This is a genomic window from Corynebacterium sp. (assembly GCF_022712275.1).
Classification (GTDB): Bacteria; Actinomycetota; Actinomycetes; order Mycobacteriales; family Mycobacteriaceae; genus Corynebacterium.
This window is the reverse complement of sequence record NZ_JALAGU010000037.1, coordinates 22,647-40,707: the sequence shown is the minus strand read 5'-3', so window position 1 is coordinate 40,707 and position 18,061 is coordinate 22,647. Positions and strand designations below refer to the sequence as shown.

At 68.1% G+C, this 18,061-nt stretch carries 15 protein-coding genes, 1 tRNA gene and 1 other RNA gene; 6 read left to right on the top strand and 11 right to left on the bottom strand.

What is annotated here, in order from left to right; genetic code table 11:
- Positions 1-13 precede the first annotated feature (13 nt).
- The 4 genes from Q0A27_RS08740 to ffs form a co-directional block, all read right to left on the bottom strand.
- A complete protein-coding gene (locus tag Q0A27_RS08740) occupies positions 14-2,878 on the bottom strand; it encodes a DNA polymerase III subunit gamma and tau (protein WP_291474668.1) in 2,865 nt (954 codons plus the stop codon).
- 76 nt (positions 2,879-2,954) lie between these two features.
- Positions 2,955-3,593, bottom strand: coding sequence for a hypothetical protein (locus tag Q0A27_RS08735; RefSeq protein WP_291474667.1), 639 nt, complete (start codon positions 3,591-3,593; stop codon positions 2,955-2,957).
- Positions 3,594-3,599: 6 nt separating this feature from the next.
- The gene (locus Q0A27_RS08730; protein ID WP_291474666.1) at positions 3,600-4,898 is read right to left on the bottom strand and encodes an aminotransferase class I/II-fold pyridoxal phosphate-dependent enzyme; all 1,299 of its coding nucleotides are present in this window, start codon (positions 4,896-4,898) and stop codon (positions 3,600-3,602) included.
- Between the two features lie 183 nt (positions 4,899-5,081).
- Positions 5,082-5,178: signal recognition particle sRNA small type (gene ffs, locus Q0A27_RS08725), an RNA gene on the bottom strand.
- Between the two features lie 135 nt (positions 5,179-5,313).
- Here ffs and Q0A27_RS08720 point away from each other — a divergent pair.
- Together Q0A27_RS08720 and Q0A27_RS08715 are read left to right on the top strand one after the other, a co-directional pair.
- Positions 5,314-5,402 (top strand) — tRNA-Ser (locus Q0A27_RS08720).
- 229 nt (positions 5,403-5,631) lie between these two features.
- The gene (locus Q0A27_RS08715; RefSeq protein ID WP_291474665.1) at positions 5,632-6,435 is read left to right on the top strand and encodes an SGNH/GDSL hydrolase family protein; all 804 of its coding nucleotides are present in this window, start codon (positions 5,632-5,634) and stop codon (positions 6,433-6,435) included.
- Positions 6,436-6,474: 39 nt separating this feature from the next.
- Here Q0A27_RS08715 and Q0A27_RS08710 read toward each other — a convergent pair whose 3' ends face one another.
- Positions 6,475-8,541, bottom strand: coding sequence for an NAD(+) synthase (locus Q0A27_RS08710; RefSeq protein WP_291474664.1), 2,067 nt, complete (start codon positions 8,539-8,541; stop codon positions 6,475-6,477).
- Positions 8,542-8,743: 202 nt separating this feature from the next.
- Between Q0A27_RS08710 and Q0A27_RS08705 the strand changes: the two genes are divergently transcribed.
- Positions 8,744-9,442 carry an NAD(P)-binding domain-containing protein gene (locus tag Q0A27_RS08705; protein WP_291474663.1) on the top strand — a complete coding sequence of 233 codons (699 nt, stop codon included), beginning with the start codon at positions 8,744-8,746 and terminating at the stop codon, positions 9,440-9,442.
- A 63-nt stretch (positions 9,443-9,505) separates the two neighbouring features.
- Positions 9,506-10,615, top strand: a complete 1,110-nt coding sequence (locus Q0A27_RS08700; protein WP_291474662.1) for an LLM class flavin-dependent oxidoreductase — start codon at positions 9,506-9,508, stop codon at positions 10,613-10,615.
- Positions 10,616-10,646: 31 nt separating this feature from the next.
- Here Q0A27_RS08700 and Q0A27_RS08695 read toward each other — a convergent pair whose 3' ends face one another.
- The 6 genes from Q0A27_RS08695 to Q0A27_RS08670 form a co-directional block, all read right to left on the bottom strand.
- Positions 10,647-11,189: a cyclase family protein gene (locus Q0A27_RS08695; protein ID WP_291474661.1), complete on the bottom strand. Its 543-nt coding sequence runs from the start codon at positions 11,187-11,189 to the stop codon at positions 10,647-10,649.
- Positions 11,190-11,363: 174 nt separating this feature from the next.
- Positions 11,364-12,164 (bottom strand): ABC transporter ATP-binding protein, encoded by an 801-nt coding sequence (locus Q0A27_RS08690; RefSeq protein ID WP_291474660.1) that lies wholly within the window; start codon positions 12,162-12,164, stop codon positions 11,364-11,366.
- A complete protein-coding gene (locus Q0A27_RS08685; protein WP_291474730.1) occupies positions 12,161-13,168 on the bottom strand; it encodes an iron chelate uptake ABC transporter family permease subunit in 1,008 nt (335 codons plus the stop codon). The genes Q0A27_RS08690 and Q0A27_RS08685 overlap by 4 nt, the downstream gene beginning before the upstream one ends.
- Before the next feature lie 26 nt (positions 13,169-13,194).
- Positions 13,195-14,268, bottom strand: a complete 1,074-nt coding sequence (locus Q0A27_RS08680; protein WP_291474659.1) for an iron ABC transporter permease — start codon at positions 14,266-14,268, stop codon at positions 13,195-13,197.
- Between the two features lie 30 nt (positions 14,269-14,298).
- Positions 14,299-15,324, bottom strand: a complete 1,026-nt coding sequence (locus Q0A27_RS08675; RefSeq protein ID WP_291474658.1) for an iron-siderophore ABC transporter substrate-binding protein — start codon at positions 15,322-15,324, stop codon at positions 14,299-14,301.
- A gap of 106 nt (positions 15,325-15,430) precedes the next feature.
- Positions 15,431-16,210, bottom strand: coding sequence for an AraC family transcriptional regulator (locus tag Q0A27_RS08670; protein ID WP_291474657.1), 780 nt, complete (start codon positions 16,208-16,210; stop codon positions 15,431-15,433).
- 110 nt (positions 16,211-16,320) lie between these two features.
- On the opposite strand from Q0A27_RS08670, the gene Q0A27_RS08665 reads away from it, so the two are divergent.
- Together Q0A27_RS08665 and Q0A27_RS08660 are read left to right on the top strand one after the other, a co-directional pair.
- Positions 16,321-17,346 carry an ABC transporter substrate-binding protein gene (locus Q0A27_RS08665; protein ID WP_291474656.1) on the top strand — a complete coding sequence of 342 codons (1,026 nt, stop codon included), beginning with the start codon at positions 16,321-16,323 and terminating at the stop codon, positions 17,344-17,346.
- A gap of 41 nt (positions 17,347-17,387) precedes the next feature.
- Positions 17,388-17,996: a TetR/AcrR family transcriptional regulator gene (locus Q0A27_RS08660; RefSeq protein ID WP_291474655.1), complete on the top strand. Its 609-nt coding sequence runs from the start codon at positions 17,388-17,390 to the stop codon at positions 17,994-17,996.
- The last annotated feature ends 65 nt before the right edge of the window (positions 17,997-18,061 follow it).

Sequence of the window (18,061 nt, the reverse complement as noted above, 5' to 3'; positions counted from 1 at the left end):
CCGGGGACTGAGTCTACCGGGTGCGCTCAGCCCCGAGGTGCTGCTCCAGCAGCGCCCCGGCGATCTCGAGGGCGGACCGGTGGTCGAGGTTCCCCGAGTTCGGGTCGTCAAGCTGGGCGAGAGCTTCCTCGGCTTCGGCCCGGTGATCATAGGGCACCTGATTCGCGGCACCCTGACCGGAGACGCCGGGAGCCGCCGAGCGGGGGCCGTTCGGCCCGTTCTGATGTCCACCGTAACCGTCGTCCCAGGGTTCGCCGGGCTCCTCCGGCAGCGGGACGCCGTTGAAGCCGTTGTCCGCCGCAGTCGCCGCTGCGGACAGCCGGTTGCTGTTGCGCGCCATGCGGGCACGCCAGCCGGTGAGTTCCTCGACGTTGCTGCTGTTGCCGCCGGTCGCAGGTGCACGATCCTGGGCGGGAGCAGGAGCGGGCGCCTGGGCCGGAACCTGCTGCACCACGGGAACGGACGTCGGGTCCTCGTCCTGGGCCTTGGCCCGGGCCAGGGCGATCGACACAGGATCCTTCGGGTCCGTGGCCGGAGCAGGTTCGGACACCGAATCATTGACCTCCTGGTTCACCCTGTCATCGGAGGTACGCGGTGCGTACCCCTCATGCAAGGGTGAACCGTCGGTGACCCTTTCAGGAGCTGATGCGGGAACCGGCTCAGACCCGGCGTCAGGCGCAGAGACAGGCCCGGGCCGGGAGGCTGATGCGGGCGCGTCGGGGTGCTCAGGGGCCGGTTCCGGCTCGGAAGCTGGCGGCTGGTCAGGCTCCGGATTCCCGGTGCCGTCCGCCTCAGCTTTTCCCGGCGGCGCTCCGACCACTGCATGCACGCTCACCGGTGTGCCGGTCACCTGCTCTGCGGCCGAGGCATAGGCGGCGGCGTGGGTCGGGTTGTTGATGAAGGACGCCAGGGCGCCGGTGTGGTGGTGGAGCACCACACCCGGGGTGCCGTCGGAGGATGGTTCACCGGCGGTCGGGACCGCGTCACGGGCGGCGATCCATGCACTGAGGTCGACTGCGCGGAGTGCTTCGAGGACCTCCGGCCAGCGGGACACCACATCGGGGGTTGCCGAGGACTCCACTGCGGACGCCTCGGGCCGGGATTCCGCCTGGGGCTCAGGAGCCGGCTCCGGTTCGGGAGCAGGCTCCGGAACAGGCTCGGGCTCCGGGGTCGGCTCAGGTGCGGGCCCGGGCTCCGGAGCAGGTTCGGGGGGCAGCTCAGGAGTGGGGGCTGCAGCAGCCGGTTCGGTGGACCGACGTCGGTTGCGGCGCATGATCTCGCGGGCACGCTCGGCCTCGGACATCGTGTCTTCCTGCCCCGACTCCTCTGCAGGCGCCGGGGCAGACTGTGCGGGTTCAGCGGGCTGTGCAGCCTCAGCAGGTGCGGCCGGTTCAACGGGCACGGCAGGTTCATCTACCTGGGCCGGTGCTGATGTCTCAGGCTCAGGTTCGGCCACGGAGGTGGACCCGGCGACCGGGGTCGGAGTCTGTGTCGGCGCCTGGGCCGGAGTCTCGGCCGGAGTCTCGGCCGGAGTCTCGGCCGGAGTCTCGGCCGGAGTCTCGGCCAGCGCCTCAACGGTTGCCGCCTGTTCAGTCGCAGGTGCAGCAGCCTGACGCTGCGACTTGCGCACGTAGCGGGTCGTCCCGGCGACGCCCGGGGCGTCCTCCGGGGCACCCGGTGCAGCACTGGCAGCGCCTGAGGCCCGACCGGCACCTGCCCTCGGCGTGACCTGCCCGGATTCCAGAGCCTCGACGCGTTGTGCGAGTGCCTCCACCGTCATTCCGGCGGCAGGAAGAGCCATCCGGGCGCAGAGGATCTCCAGCAGCAGCCGCGGTGAGGTGGCGCCACGCATCTGCATCAGACCCTCGTTGACCAGTGCGGCACACCGGGTCAGCGTCGCCGTCCCCAGTTCACCGGCCTGGCGGGCGAGCACATCACGTTCATCGACCGGGGCGTCCACCAGGCCGGTGTCGAAGGCGTCCGGCACGGACTGGACGACCAGCAGATCGCGGAAACGGTCGAGCAGGTCGGTGGCGAACCGGCGCGGATCATGCCCCGCGTCGATCACGTCACTGATCACCGAGAAGAGTCCGGCCTGGTCGGCGACGGACAGGGCGTCCACCGCGCGGTCGATGAGGGTCGAATCGGTGACGCCGAGCAGCGCGACCGCCCGCCTGTAGGTCACGCCCTCCGGTCCGGCACCGGCGAGCAGCTGGTCGAGGATCGACAGCGAGTCACGCGGTGAACCACCACCGGCCCGGATGACCAGCGGGTACACGGCGTCCTCGACGGCGACGCCCTCGTCGGTGCAGACCTTCGACAGCAGGCCACGCATGGCCGGCGGGGTGAGCAGGCGGAAGGGATAGTTGTGCGTCCGCGACCGGATCGTCTGGAGCAGCTTCTCCGGCTCGGTCGTCGCGAAGATGAAGATGAGGTGCTCCGGCGGCTCCTCCACGATCTTCAGCAGGGCGTTGAAGCCCGCCGAGGAGATCATGTGCGCCTCATCGATGATGAAGACGCGGTAGCGGGACTCCGCCGGGGCGTAGAACGCACGGTCGCGCAGTTCGCGCATGTCGTCGACACCGTTGTGCGTCGCGGCGTCGAGCTCGGTGACGTCGAGGGTGCCCGGACCACCGGGTGCGAGGGCGACGCAGGAGTCGCACACGCCGCAGGGGGTCGACGTCGGCCCCTCCACGCAGTTCAGGGAGCGGGCGAGAATACGCGCCGAGGAGGTCTTGCCGCAGCCGCGCGGCCCGGAGAACAGGTACGCGTGGTTGATCCTGCCGCTGTCCAGCGAGGTGCACAGCGGTTCGGTCACATGTTCCTGCCCGACGACCTCGGCAAAGGTCGCCGGCCGGTACTTCCTGTAGAGAGCCACGGGGACCAGAGTACAAGGACGCCCGACGCGTTGAACGGGCAACCGTCGGGCACCCTGCCGGGCGCCCGCCGACCGGCTACCGCCAGACGTCGTTGAGGTCGGTGCCGCTGTCCGTCAGCTGCTGCTGTACCGCCCCCAGTCCCTGCGAGGTGGCCACGGAGAACTCCTCGTCCGTGAGCATCACCAGCTGGGCCACCACCGTCATCCGCCCTGGATGGGTCCAGTCGTGGGAGGTGCCACCACCGTGGCGTCCCCCGAAATCGACCTCGTGGACATGCGGGACGCCGTCCTCCCAGAGGAACGGCGGGATGAGCAGACCGTGCTTCGCCGTCATCGTCTCGTCGACGTGCCAACCCAGGTCGGGTAGCAGCAGGCCCGGCTGCGGGGAACGCTGGTGCGGATCCTGGGCGATCATCGTCGCCGCCGCGGTCACCAGATCGGCCGCGGCCCGGGAATGGCGGGTCGTGACAGTGACGAACTCGACGCGCAGGTCAGCACCGTCCTCGGTGACGAGACCGGGTTCGATGCGGGCGGCGTCGAGCGTCATGGCGACGGTCTCGGCCGGGGCGGTCGGGTCCTCCGGGTCACCGGGCCCGCCGATGCTCACGTCGGCGACGGTGAACTCAGGGAAACCCTGCACCACCCGGCGCGTGGTCGTCGTCGGATCGCCGGGGAGCAGGTCAGAGGCCCAGTAGGTCGTCTCCTTGAGATTCACGCGCGCCTACTCCGCGGTGACGCCGGCGGCTTCTGCAGCTTCTGCGGCTTCGATCGCGGCGAGGAGCATGCAGGTCGCCACACCGTCCATCGCCACCTCGATCTCCTCCTGCGGCGGCAGGGACGGGGCGAGGCGGATGTTGCGGTTGTTCGGGTCGTCCTTCAGCGGGAAGGCCGAGCCGGCGCCGGTCAGCGCGATACCCGCCTCCTTGGCCAGTTCCACGGTGCGCTTCGCGGTGCCGTCGAGCAGGTCGACCGAGATGAAGTAGCCGCCCTCCGGGTGGGTCCACTCGGCGATGTCCAGGCCACCGAGGCGCTTCTCGAGGATCTCGGTGACGGCGCGGAACTTCGGGCCGAGGATGCCGGAGTGCTTGCGCATGACCGAGCGCACGCCCTCGGCGTTGCCGAAGTAGCGGACGTGGGCGAGCTGGTTGATCTTGTTCGGGCCGATGCCGCGGATGGACGCGTACTTCCGGTACCAGTCCAGGTTCTCCTTCGAGGAGTTGAAGAAGGCGACACCGGCACCGGCGAGGGTGATCTTCGAGGTCGAGGACATGGCCCAGAAACGGTTCGGGTTGCCCTGCTCGGCGGCGATACCGACGATGTCCAGGATCTCCGGGAACTCGTCGGTGAGGGTGTGCACGGCGTAGGCGTTGTCCCAGATGATGCGGAAATCGGGGGCTGCGGTCTCCATCGACGCCAGTGCCTCGGCGACCTCACGGGAGACGGTGGCGCCGGTCGGGTTGGAGAACACCGGCACAACCCACATGCCCTTGACCTGGGGGTCCTTGACGAGCTCGCGGATGGCGTCCACGTCGGGGCCGTCCTCGTTCATCGGGACGGTGACCATCTCGTAGCCGAAGGTCTCGGTGATGGAGAAGTGACGGTCGTAACCGGGGACCGGGCAGATCCACTTGATCTTGTCCTCGGCTGACCAGGGGCGCTCGGAATCGTTGTTGCCGAAGCTGTGCGACCAGGAGATGAGGTCGAACATGATGTTCAGGCTGGATGCGTCGCCGGCGACGAGGAGGTCAGCGGGGACGCCGAGAACCTCGGCCCACAGTTCGCGGATCTCACGGATACCGTCGCCACCGCCGTAGTTGCGCGCATCGGTGCCGTCGGCGAGGGTGTGGTCGCCCTCGCCGGGCAGTGCGAGCAGTGACTCTCCGATGTCCAGCTGCTCGGAGGAGGGCTTGCCGCGGGTGAGGTTCAGGCTCAGGTTGCGGGCCTTCAGCTCCCCGTAGGACGCGGTGACCTCGTCCTTGAGCGCGAGCAGTCGGTCGGTGTTGGCTTCGGTCAGCTTCATAGTCCCGCAGGACCTCCTCGACGGTTACGGAACAGGGGGTGGTTCCGTCGGCATATTTCCGTCGCAAGTCTAATGCGCTGCGTCCCGCCGTGTCAGTACCGGCTCCGTCACATGGTCAGGGCACCCTGTCCCCGACTGAGCACTCCCCTGAACCCTTCCCCGCCAAGTCCCCCTTCCCGGAAAATAGAACGGACCTCACGCACCCGCCAGAGCCCGCTTACCCTTGCTGCATTCCTGCCCTGGGGGAGTTCGCAGGATTCACGCCACGTGAGATCCGTCGACCATGGTAGCCCAGGATCCGACTGGTGCCAAAGCACGGGGTGGACCTTGTGCGCGGCCGGAGGCTTCCCGACCCCTTTCCGCCGCACGACCAGCAATTTTGTGACATGCGAACCCCGTGTGTATATTTGTCGGCGGAGGATTCGACTAGCGGCCTATGTCACACGCCTGGAACGCGTGAGGGAGTTACATCCCACAGGGGTTCAAATCCCCTATCCTCCGCCACAGGAACCCCCGGTGTCTTCGGACCCCGGGGGTTTCGTCATCAAGTGTGCCCAGATCGACCCCGGTGACGTACGATCAGTCCGGATAAACCCCGGCCCTTTCTCCCCGACATCTCCGAGAAGGACACCACCCGTACATGGACCATCGCGCATCCGGGCAGCACCGGCGACACGGCGCACCCCGCGTAGCCAGGGGTTCCCGGCACCGTCGGCAGACTGTCGCGCCGCGCATGATGACCAGCTCGCTTCTCGTCGCCGCCGGTGTCGGTGTCGCCACCCTGTCCGGCGTGACGCTGGCGTCCCTGTCCGGGGCGTCCTCCGGATCCTCGGGGAATGTCGTGGTCTTCGGAGACTCCTACTACTCCTCCCCTGATGAGGCCGCCCTGACGCGGTCGTGCGCCCAGTCGGACGCGAACTGGCCGCGACTCGCCGCGGCGGACACCGGCGCCACCGTCCACGACTTCAGCTGTGGTGGGGTGACCTCGGAGACGATGCTCGAGCGGGTCGACGAGGCACTGGCCTCCGGTGATCTCGGCGCGGAGACCGGGACGGTCTTCCTCTCGATCGGCGGCAATGACTTCGCCCACCAGGGCGTGGTCCGCGGCATGAAGATCGACAACCTGGACGGACGCCGCGAGACCGTCCTGACGAACGTGGACACCGCCGTGACGAAGATCCGGGACGCCGCCCCGGACGCGAAGATCGTCTTCTCCAGCTACCTCCCGGCGACGGTCGGGCCCTACGTGTGCCGCACCGACGGCCCGGACGAAGGCGTCCCTCTGCCGGTGTACGACCAGCAGCTCGACGAGGTCGAGGAGTACATCAGCGAGACGATGGCGATCGCCGCGGAGAAGTACGGCGCGGAATTCGTGGACGTCCGTACCGCTGCCGCAGGAAATTCGACGTGCAGCCCGGTCGGCGAACGCTACCTCTCGGGTGAGGAGGGTGCGACAGACGTCCTCATGGCGTGGCACCCCACCGCCGCCGGCTCCCGGTTCATGGCGGACCTGTTCATCCCGGAGATCGTGCGGTAGCCCGAGGTAGCTCCAGGCAGCCCCGGGCGCTTTCTGCCGTCAGGCCTGCGGGAACGCCGCGTCCAGCTCGGCGAGCCAGGCCCGCGCATTACCGTCCGAGGGCGCGCGCCAGTCACCACGCGGCGACAGGGAGCCTGCCGGGGAGACCTTCGGCCCGTTGGGGATCGCGGTGCGCTTGAACTGCGCGAACCCGAAGAAGCGCTGCAGGAATGAGCGCTCCCAGGTCACGATCGTGGCCAGGTCGTAGGTGTACCGGTCCTCGTCGGGGAAACCGGCCGGCCATTCGCCGACCTCGGCGTCCTTCCAGGCGTGCCAGGCGAGGAAGGCGATCTTGGAGGGACGCAGTCCCGCGAGAATGTGCCAGAGTGTGAAGTCGTGCAGGGCGTAGGGACCGATGGCGGACTCGGTGGACTGCACCTTGCCGTCGGCACCTGGTGGGACGAGTTCAGGGCTGATCTCGGTGTCGAGGACGGACTGCAGGACCTCTACCGTCGCGGCGTCCACCCCTTCGCGCTCGGCGATGACCCAACGGATGAGGTGCTGCATGAGCGTCTTCGGCACACCACTGTTCACGCCGTAGTGGCTCATCTGGTCGCCGACGCCGTAGGTGCACCAGCCCAGTGCGATCTCGGAGAGGTCGCCGGTGCCGACGACGATGCCACCGTGGTGGTTGGCCAGGCGGAAGAGGTAGTCCGTACGCAGGCCCGCCTGGACATTCTCGAAGGTGACGTCGTAGACCGGCTCACCGTCGCCGAAGGGGTGGTGCATCTTCTTCAGCATCTCGGTGGCTGCGGGGACGATGTCGATGGTCTCGATGGACGCGCCGATCGCCTCGGCGAGCTTCACGGCATTGGACTTCGTGTGGTCGCTCGTCGCGAAACCGGGCATGGTGTAGGCGAGGATGTCGGAGCGCGGACGCCCGGCGCGGTCCATCGCACGGGCGACGACCAGCAGCGCGTGGGTGGAATCCAGCCCACCGGAGACGCCGATGACCGGCTTCGGGTTCCCGATGGCGGAGAGCCGCTGGGCCAGGCCGGCGACCTGGATGTTGAAGGCCTCATAGCAGTCCTGGGCCAACCGGGCAGGATCACCGGGGACGAACGGGAAGCGGGCGAGATCGCGACGCAGTCCGATCTCATACTGCGGCGGGTCGAGGGTGAACTCGACGGTGCGGTAATCCCGTTCCCCCAGATCAGCGAGGGTGCGACGGTTGTCGTCGAAGGTGCCCTGGCGCAGCCGGGCCTGCCGGATGCTGTCGAGATCAACGTCGGCGACTGAGTAGCGCATCCCGTCGGGGAAACGCTCCGTCTCCTTCAGAAGGACGCCACGCTCATGGATCATGGTCAGCCCGTCCCAGGCGACGTCGTTGGTGGATTCGCCCTGGCCGGCGGCGGCGTAGACGTAGGCGGCCTGACACCGCAGGGACGCCGAGGACGCCAGCAGGTGGCGGTCATCTGCACGGCGCTGGGTGATGGGACTGCCGGAGAGGTTGAGAAGGACGCTCGCGCCGGCGAGTGCGGCCCGGGCACCCGGCGGGACGGGTACCCACATGTCCTCGCAGATCTCCGTGTGCACGGTCAATCCGGGTACATCGACGGCCTCGAACAGCAGATCGGTGCCGAAGAGTGCCCGGTTGTCGCCGATGCGGATGGTGGCGTCCTGGATATCATCACCGGGGGCGTACCAGCGGCGTTCGTAGAACTCGCGGTAGGTCGGCAGGTTGGACTTGGGGACGACGCCGAGGATCTCGCCGCGGTGGATGACGACCGCGCAGTTGTAGAGGCGGTTGCCGTGCTGCAGGGGTGCGCCGACGACAAGGACGGGCATGAGGTCGAAACTCGCGGCGACGAGGGTTTCGACGGCGTCGGCGACGGCCTCGAGCAGGACGTCCTGGAGGACGAGGTCGTCGATGGCGTAGCCGGTGAGGCTGAGCTCGGGGAACACGGCGACGGCGACGTGGTCGCCGTGGAGTTCGCGGGCGGCGTCGAGGATGGTCCGTGCGTTGGTCGCGGGGTCGGCGACGGAGACCGGGACGGTGACGGCGGCGACGCGGGCGAAGCCGTGGGCGTAGGCCCCGGCGGTGGGCTGATCAGGCTGATCGGACATGCTCACCAGTGTGCCAGGCGGGTGGCGGTGAGGTGCGGCGGGTGGCTGGTCCGGTGTCCTGGACAGTATGTCCGCATCACGCAGCCTGAGGTCGTTCAGCCTCCTCCGCCACCGACCTCACGGTGCGTGATGCCGACATCGCTGACATCGCAGATCATCAAGAATCGGGAATACGCGGCCACCACCACAAGTTGTGCCTGGAATGAGCACAATCGGAATCATCGGCTCCGGCCTTATCGGAGCAACAGTCGCACGTCTCGCCGTCCAGGGTGGCCACCAGGTCGTCCTGTCCAACTCCCGCGAACCCCGCACCCTGCTGCCGTTGGTCGCGGCACTCGGACCGAACGCCCGCGCCGCCACCCCGGTCGAGGCAGCGGAAGCGGGCGACATCGTGGTCGTCAGCGTCCCGCTCGGCGCCCTCGCCGACATCCCCGTTGAACCGCTGGCAGGCAAGACGGTCATCGACACCTCCAACTACTACTGGCAGCGCGACGGCCACATCGATGCACTCGACAACCGCGAGGTCACCACCTCGAAGTACCTCCAGGACCGCCTGCCGAGCTCCCCCGTCGTCAAGGCCTTCAACAACATCAACTTCGCCCACCTCGGCCGTCTCGCCCGCCCTTCCGGGGATCCGGAGCGCACCTCCCTGATCATCGCCGGCGACAACGAGGACGCCAAGAACGAGGTCACGACCTTCCTCGACACGCTGGGCTACAACACCCTCGACGCCGGTCCCCTGTCCGAGGGTCGCCGCTTCGACAACGGCCAGCCCGCCTACGGCCGCCCGTACCTCACCCCGGACGCGAACCCCACCGACATCCTGTCGATGGGACCGGGCCGTCCCGCCGCCGACGAAGAGCTCCGGGACGCACTGGCCGCTGCCGAGCTGCCTGCCTGACCAGGCATCACCGGAGTTCCGCACCGGACGCCCGGGGAGGGCGAACAAGGGTAGCCTTACGCCATGTATCTCGGCGTCCTCCCCTCCAGTCCGTGGCAGCACCAGCGCATCTGGCCCGCCTCCCCCGACTTCACCGCGCATTCCATGGAGCCGGCGCTCTACACCCGCCTCGCCCGTACCTGCGACCGGGCGGGGATCGACGTCCTCTTCCTGCCGGACAAGCAGGTCGCGAACGCCTCCCCGCCGGACCCGACCGTCGCCGACTCCTGGTTCGACCCGCTCACGATGTTCGCCTACCTCGCCGCCGTCACTGACCGCATCGGCCTGGTCCCCACCCTGTCCACCACCTGGTTCGAGCCCTACCCCCTGGCCCGCCAGATCCTCAGCCTCGACCACCTCTCCGGCGGCCGCGCCGGCTGGAACGCCGTCTCCTCCCACCCTGGCCTGGAGGACGCCAACTTCGGACACCGTCCGGTACTGACCCGCGAGCAGATGAAGGCCCGGCATGCCGAGGCCGTTTCCCTGGTCAAGGACCTGTGGACCAGTTGGGACTCCGACGCCGTCACCCACGACGCCGCCACCGGGCAGTGGTTCCGGCCCGGATCGGTGCATCCGGTCGACCACCACGGTAGGTTCTTCGACGTCACGGGGCCTCTGACGCTCTGCCGGTCCCCGCAGGATTCGCCGGTGCTGTTCATGGCCGGGGCGTCCGAGAACTTCCTGCACACCGCGGCGAAGGATGCCGACGTCGTCTTCACCGCGCTCAACGACGTCGACGCCGCCCGCACCATGGCGCTGACCCTGGCGTCCTTCTCCGAAGAGGAAGGACGCGGCGACGGGGCTCCCCGCCTGATGCCCGGATTCTTCGTCTCCGCCAGCAGCTTTCCGGAGTACGGGACGGATGCACAGTCATGGGTTCCGGGAATGCACTTCCATTCTCCGGCAGGGCCGGAACCTGCCACCGGTGCCGAGGTCGCCGCCGAGATGGTGCGGATCGTGGAGGAGACGGGGATCGACGGCTTCATCGTCATGCCCCGGCAGATCCCCGAGGACATCACCTTCCTCTGCGACGAGGTCGTCCCGGCCCTGGTGGAACTCGGTGCGCGGCCGGAGCCGTCAGGCAACCCGGAAGCAGCACCGTCGACCCTGCGCGCCAACCTCGGGTTCGTCTGAGTCCGCTCCCCCACCACCGGTTCCGCAGACTTCAGTACCGCGCCACCGCCCGCACCGGTGCCCCGTCGCCGCCGGCGATGCTCAGCGGCAGTGCGGTGAACTCCACGGTCCGCGGCAGGCCGGTGAGTCCGCGCAGGTTCTCGATGATCAGCCGGTCCGCCCCGAGCAGGACGCGGTGCGCCGCCAGTGCGTCCGCATCGTCCGCGTCACCACTGCCGTCCGGGGACGCGGTGTCCACCCCGAGCACCTGCACCCCGGCCTCCACCAGCGCGGACGCTGCGTCCTCGGTCAACACCGGATGGCGCGGGTAGTCGTCGGTCCCCCAGAACCGGTCCCATCCGGTGGCGAGCAGCACGATCCTGGGCAGTCCGTCCGAGGTGCCCGGCCCTGACGTGGACCCTGCCGCTGCCTGTCCTGCCCGACCGGACCACGCATCCACCAGCATCTCCGCGTCGATCCGCTCCCCCGGCGCGAGATCCGGAAGGTGGACGACTGCGGCGTCCCCCGTGAGTTCCTCCGGCGCCACCTGATCGACGGTGCGTCCTCCGGGGACGATATGCGCCGGGGCGTCCACGTGCGTCCCCTGCGGTCCATGGCCGCGAGCGTACCGCCGGTGTCAGGCCGGGACACCGCCGAGTGTGCACCGACAGATCCAAACATCCGTGCCACCGTCCGGTCTGTTTGTCGGCGCAAACTCGGGGGATGCACGTCAGGCCAGACGTCAAGGAGCGCAGACCGCCACAGGCGCCTACAGCACGCGGTGTCGCCCGATCGGCAGCACCAGCGGCGTACCCGAGACCGGATCAGGGATGATCCGGGAGTTCAGACCGAAGACCTTCTCCACCAGATCCTCGGTGAATACCTCTTCGGGCTCACCCTGTGCCTCCACTCCCCCGTCGGCGATCATGACGATCCGGTCGCAGTAGCGTGCCGCGAGGTTGAGGTCGTGCAGCACCATGACGATGGTGATGCCACTGTCCGCGTTGAGGTCGGTGAGCAGGTCCAGCACCTCGACCTGGTGGGCCACATCGAGGTAGGTCGTCGGCTCGTCGAGCAGCAGCAGGTCGGTCTGCTGCGCCAGTGCCATCGCGATCCACACCCGCTGCCGCTGTCCACCGGACAGTTCGTCCACCGCCCGGTCCGCCAGCTCCGCGGTTCCGGTGGTGTCCAGGGCGAAGGCCACCGCCTCATCGTCGGCCGACGACCAGCGGGACATGATGCCCTGGTGCGGGTGGCGTCCGCGTCCGACGAGGTCGGCGACGGTGATGCCCTCCGGGGCGATCGGAGACTGCGGCAGGAGGCCGAGCGTCCTCGCCAGCTCCTTCGCCGGCATGGAGTGCACGTCCTTCCCGTCGAGCAGGACCGTTCCCGTCGTCGGCTTGAGCAGGCGGGACATGGACTTGAGCAGCGTGGACTTGCCGCACGCGTTCGCACCGAGGATGCCGGTGATCTTCCCGGGCAGGACCGACAGGTCGATGCCGTGGATGACGGCATGGTCGCCGTAGCCCAGCGACAGCCCTTCCACGGACAGTGAATGGGATTCGGTCACAGCGAGCCTCCGGAACGGTTGGTGCGGATGATGAGGTAGATCAGGTACGGGGCGCCGAGCACGCCGGTCACCACGCCGACCGGGTAGCGGGTGTCGAAGAGCCACTGTCCGGCGAAGTCACCGACGAGCACGAGCAGGGCGCCGACGAACGCGGCGGGGATCAGCAGCGAGGTCCCCGGTCCCACCAGGCGTCCGGCGATCGGGCCGGCGAGGAAGGCGACGAAGGCGATCGGGCCGGCCGCGGCGGTCGCGAAGGCGATGAGTCCGACCGCCAGGACGGTCACGATCAGGCGCGTCCGGGTGACGTTGACGCCCAGGGCGGCGGCGGTGTCGTCGCCGAGCTGGGTGGCCGACAGGTCGCGCGACCGGGTGAGCAGCAGTGGAGCGAGGACCACGAAGGCGACTGCGACGGGGATGACGTTGTTCCAGTCCGCCCCGTTGAGGCTGCCGGTGAGCCACCGCATCGCCTCCTGCGTGTCCCACGACTGCGCCCGGGCGAGCTGCCAGTTCGTCAGCGACGACAGGATCGCGGACACACCGATGCCTATGAGGATCAGTCGGGTGCCGGCCACCCCGCCCTTCCAGGACAGCAGGAAGATCGTCACGGCCACGGCCAGTGCGGCGAGGATGGCGAAGACGGAGGTGGCGGTGCTGGACCAGTGCAGCGTGAGGATGGAGAACACCGCCGCCGCCGAAGCACCTGAACTGATGCCGATGATGTCCGGGCTGGCCAGCGGGTTGCGCAGCATGGTCTGGAAGACCACGCCGCCGAGTCCGAAGCACAGGCCGCAGATCAGTGCCAGGCAGGCGCGCGGCAGGCGGAGGCGTCCGACGGTGAAGGACGCCCCGGACACTTTCTCGCCGATGATGACGCGCCACACATCCGAGAACGGGTAGAAGGTATGACCGAAGAGCAGGGAGGCGACCCAGAATCCGATCACGAGAACGCCGAGGATGCCGACGACGGTCCACCAACGACGGGCACGGGCCTTGCGCTGCGTGATGACGGCGTTGAGAGTGGTGGGGATCGTCACAGCGCACGCACCTTCTGCCGGCGGACGATGGCGATGAACACGGGTGCTCCGATGATGGCGGTGAGAATGCCGACCTGGAGTTCCTCCGGGCGGGCCAGGATGCGGCCCAGGATGTCTGCGCCGGTGAGCAGCACTGCGCCGGCGACGGCGGAGAACGGGATCAGCCAGCGATGGTCGACGCCGATGAGCAGGCGGCAGGCGTGCGGGACGACGAGTCCGACGAAGCCGATGGGGCCGGTCACGGCGGTCGCCGCACCACAGAGCACCACGGCTCCCAGGGCGGCGGTCGCCCGGGTGACCCACACGCGCTCACCGAGCCCGGCGGCGAGTTCGTCGCCGAGGGCCAGCGAATTCAGGCCGCGGGCGGAGAGGAGGCACAGCAGGAAGCCGACCACGAGGAAGGGCAGGGCCAGGCGGATCGAGTCCCAGGTTCCGCCACCGACGCCACCGATCTCCCAGCTCTTGGTGAGGTCGACGATGTCGGTGCGGGTCAGCGTCACCGCACTGATGAAGGAGGTCAGCGCGGCAGCGGTCGCGGAACCCGCCAGGGCCAGTTTCAGTGGTGTGGTGCCGCCGTGACCGAGGGAGCCGATGACGTAGACGAAGACGGCGGTGACCGCCGAACCGGCCATCGCCAGCCAGATGTACTGGCTGGCGCTGGACAGTCCGAGGTAGGCGATACCGAGGACCACGGCGAGCGCGGCACCGGTGTTGATGCCGAGGATGCCTGGGTCGGCCAGCGGGTTGCGGGTCACGCCCTGCATCACCGCGCCGGAGATACCGAGGGCGGCACCGGCGATGACCGCGAGCAGCGTCCGGGGAATGCGCTTGGCGACCACACCTTCCGCGAAGGTGTCCCGGTTGCCGAGGTAGGCGGACCAGATGTCGCCCAGGCCGACATGTCTGGAGCCGATGGCAGTGGACAGGGCGATGACGGCGACGAGGACGCCGACCGCCACGATGAGCCAGGTGGTCCGCATCACCGTGGAGCGACGCAGCCGTTCGGCTGTTGTTTCTGCTGTGGTTGTCTCTGCAGCGGTTGCCTCTGCAGTGGTGACGGCGTCCGTCATGGTGTCGTGCTGTGCCTTACCCTGTACGTCCTACCTGGCCTTGGCTGCGGCCTCGTCGAGCACCTTGAGGTAGTCGTCGAGGATGTAGGAGATGGCGAGCGGGGTCGGGTTGGCGGCGGTGCCGAGGGCGTCGTCACCGAGCAGAACCACGGCGCCGTTCCTGATCGCCGGGATCTGGCCGAGCACCGGGTCATCCTGCAGGGTCTTCAGCATTTCCTCGTCACCGTAGGTGACGATGATCTCGACGTCGTCGAAGACATCGGACTGCTCGGCGGAAAGGGTACCGGCGAACTCGTCGTTCTCGTCGGACCACTTCTGGATGGAGTCCGGGGTGGCCATGCCGAGGTCCTCGAAGAACTGCGGACGGGCGTCGTGGGCGGAGTAGAAGCTGACCTGGCTGAGGTCGGTGGGGTCGACGTGGGTGAGGAACATGGTCTTCCTGCCCGCGACCGCCGGGTATTCGGCGGCCTTGTCGGAGATCTCGGTCTCGAGGTCGGAGATGAGCTGCGTGCCCTCGTCCTCAAGACCCAGGGCCTTGGACTCGATCTCGATGTTCTCGCGCCAGGTGGTACCCCAGGCGACCTGGTCCTTCGGGAAGGGCACGGTCGGGGCGATCTCGGAGAGGCGGTCGTAGTCCTCCTCGGTCAGCCCGGAGTAGCCGGCGAGGATGACGTCGGGCCGGGTGTCCGCGACAGCCTCGAAGTCCACGCCGTCGGTCTCGTCGAAGAGCACCGGGGCGTCCTCGCCGGTGGCGCCGAGCTCGTCGAGCTTGTCCTGGACCCACGGGAGGACTTCGGAGCCGCCGAAGTTGGCCTCGGCCATACCGACGGGGACGACGCCGAGGGCCAGCGGGACCTCCTGGTTGGACCAGTTCACGGTGGCGACACGCTCCGGGGTACCGTCGATCTCGGTGGTACCGAAGGCGTGCTCGATGGTGATCTCACCGCCGTCGGAACCGTCATCGGAGGAACAGGCGGCCAGGGAGAGGCCGAGGACGGCGGCCGAGGCCAGGGCCAGCGGACGGATGAACCGCTTGAGCCGGGATGTGGGGGACATGGGTGACCTTTCAGGCAGGAGCTCTTGAAACCTGCCCTAACGTAGTGCAGCCTTGCCTGTGGGTCAATCACGCAAGAATGACATTCACTTGCGTAAAATGGACAATCTACTGGTCTCCCCCGTGAAACTGCCCCGGCGTCGTCCCTGTGACCCGCCGGAACGCCGTGGTGAACGAACTCGCGGAGCCGTATCCCACGGCCGCAGCAACCTCGGCGACCCCCAGGCCCTGTCCGAGCATCGTCGCTGCGTAATGCACCCGCGCCGCGGTGATCCACCGGGCGAAGCCCATACCGGTCTCCGACTCGAAGGCGCGTGTCACGGTGCGGGTACTGACCCCCAGTTCCCTGGCCCAGGCTTTGAGGGTGCGGGTATCTGCAGGGTTCTTCTGCACCGATTCAACGATTGGTGCGACAAGCGGCGCAGTCGGCACGCGGAGCACCAGCCCGTTGTCGCTGGGCGTGAGGACATCGAAGATCATCTGCTCGGTCGTCCGGTGCGCCTCATTGTCGAGCTCCTCGGTGACGAGCCGCTCGAGCAGCAGCCGCAGCAGATCCGTGAGGTCCACCGCCACCGGGTGGGATGCCAGCGGCATGGTGTCCGCACCGAAGTGCACGGCGAGCTGCCGAGAACCGGCGGGGGTGCTGCCGGAGTGCGGGGTCCCCGCGGGAATCCACAGCCCGACGGTGCGCGTCACGGTCCAGACACGTTGCCCGATGACCGCGTGCCCCACCCCGCACTCGTTCCAGATCAGCTCATGGGTGGGGTGCGAGTGGTCCCTCCACCACGTCTCCCGGACGTGCTCTTCCTGATTACCGAAGGCCCGGACGGGGAAGCGGAGCGCACCGGCCGGGTACATGGGCAGGTGCCTGGTGTCCACGGAAGTCACGGCGTCCACCCTATCGGAATCACCGTCCCGGCTCCGGACGGACAGCATCCGGGAATGAGGCCAGGTTTACCATTGCTCTTTACGGTGGTTACTCACTAATATGCTTCCTCATGCGTATCCCCACATTCAGCACCGGACGTCCTGCCGGACGCCGCCTCCGGACCACGGCCCTCGCCCTGACCGTCACGGCAGCACTGGCGGGATCCCTCGCTGCCTGCTCCGACGATGATTCAGACTCGTCAGACTCCTCCGCGACCGCCGCCCAGTCCGGCGCGGTCGAGGTGACCCACACGATGGGCACCACCGAGGTCCCCGCTGACCCGGGGAAGATCATCAGCTTCTCCCCCGCCTTCACCGACGCCTTCTCCGCACTGGGCCGGCCGGTGGATGTGGAGTACCGCACTGACTTCTACGGTGAGCCTGGTCCGTGGGAGAACAGTGATTCCGGTGAGACCGTCACCTACCCGATGACCGGAACCCCGGACGTGGAGAAGGTCGCCGAAGCCGATCCGGACGTCATCTTCGCCGGATACCTGCCGGATCAGGCGACGTACGACCGTTACAACCAGATCGCCCCGACCATTGCCACCGTCGGTTCCTCGCCGATGTCCGATGACTGGCGTGAGGCCACCACCGTCGCCGGTGACGTCCTCGGTAAGAGTGACGAAGCCGAGAGCCTCATCGCGGACGCTGATCAGGCCTTCGCCGATGCGAAGGAGAACCACCCGACACTTGACGGTGCAACCGGCACCTTCGGCCAGATCAGTGAACAGGGCCTGGCCGTGGTCACCGGAGATTCCGACCCGGCCAATGTCTTCCTCACCGACCTCGGCATCGTGATCCCCGAGGAGATCAAGGCCGCCAGCCGGGACGGGAGCCGTGCCTTCATCTCCGAGGAGAACACCGACCTGCTCAACACCGATCTGCTGTACATGTGGCCGGTCGGGGTCGAGGCAAAGGACGTCCCCACCACGGTGAAGGGCTGGGACCAGCTCACCCCGGTGAAGAACGGCACTGCCTTCCTCGCCGACACGGACGCCGCGATGGCCATCAGCACCCCGACCATCCTGTCGGTGGTCTGGGAACTCGAGCAGCTGGAGGACACCTTCACCGCCCTCGACGAGGCCGCCGAGTAGCACCGGACAACCACCCTCCCACCGCCGGTAGAATCGACTCCATGATCTCCAGACGCCGGTCGGTGGGCCGCCCTTCCAGAACTTCACTGGATGCCCTGCAGGACGCCGCCCTGGCCCTCGGCCTCGACAGTTTCACCCTCGCCGCCGTGGCAAAGGAAGTCGGTGTCGCCGAAGCGACGGTCTACAACTACGTCGACAGTCGCGACGAGCTGTACCGCGGTACCTGCGACCGGTTGTTCGCCGGTGTCGATCTGGAGCCGGCACCTGACACGGACTCGGGCACATGGATGGACTACATGGACGCAGTCAGTGCCCGGGTCGTCCCGCTCGCCACCGCCCACCCGGGGTTCGCCGAATACCTGTTCTACGGCCCCTTCGGTCCGGAGACACGGCGCATCTACTCGACCATGGTGGCGGAGGTCATGCGGCGACGGCCGGAGCTGGATGCCAATGCCGCGTACTTCGTGGCGTCCCGGACCTTCATGAGTTCACTGACCACGGCACCCTTCCCCCATCTGCACGACGCCGGCACCTGGCTGCGTCACTCACTGATGCGGGGGATGGAGCAGCAGATCGAGGCCGGAAACCTGCCGCACATGGACGGCGACTGGAGCGATGTCCTGGACCACGACGGGACGCCGGGCACGTAAAGGGTACGGCAGGGGTCCCCATGGATGTGACAGTCCGCGATCCGGGCCCGGCGCGCCGGTCGATC

What these genes read in the sequence shown, in the direction of transcription:
- Q0A27_RS08665 (WP_291474656.1), top strand. Translation starts at nt 16,321, where the DNA reads ATGCGTATCCCCACATTCAGCACCGGACGTCCTGCCGGACGCCGCCTC.
- Q0A27_RS08675 (WP_291474658.1), bottom strand. Translation starts at nt 15,324, where the DNA reads ATGTCCCCCACATCCCGGCTCAAGCGGTTCATCCGTCCGCTGGCCCTG.
- Q0A27_RS08730 (WP_291474666.1), bottom strand. Translation starts at nt 4,898, where the DNA reads ATGAAGCTGACCGAAGCCAACACCGACCGACTGCTCGCGCTCAAGGAC.
- Q0A27_RS08700 (WP_291474662.1), top strand. Translation starts at nt 9,506, where the DNA reads ATGTATCTCGGCGTCCTCCCCTCCAGTCCGTGGCAGCACCAGCGCATC.
- Q0A27_RS08715 (WP_291474665.1), top strand. Translation starts at nt 5,632, where the DNA reads ATGATGACCAGCTCGCTTCTCGTCGCCGCCGGTGTCGGTGTCGCCACC.
- Q0A27_RS08710 (WP_291474664.1), bottom strand. Translation starts at nt 8,541, where the DNA reads ATGTCCGATCAGCCTGATCAGCCCACCGCCGGGGCCTACGCCCACGGC.
- Q0A27_RS08705 (WP_291474663.1), top strand. Translation starts at nt 8,744, where the DNA reads ATGAGCACAATCGGAATCATCGGCTCCGGCCTTATCGGAGCAACAGTC.
- Q0A27_RS08660 (WP_291474655.1), top strand. Translation starts at nt 17,388, where the DNA reads ATGATCTCCAGACGCCGGTCGGTGGGCCGCCCTTCCAGAACTTCACTG.
- Q0A27_RS08680 (WP_291474659.1), bottom strand. Translation starts at nt 14,268, where the DNA reads ATGACGGACGCCGTCACCACTGCAGAGGCAACCGCTGCAGAGACAACC.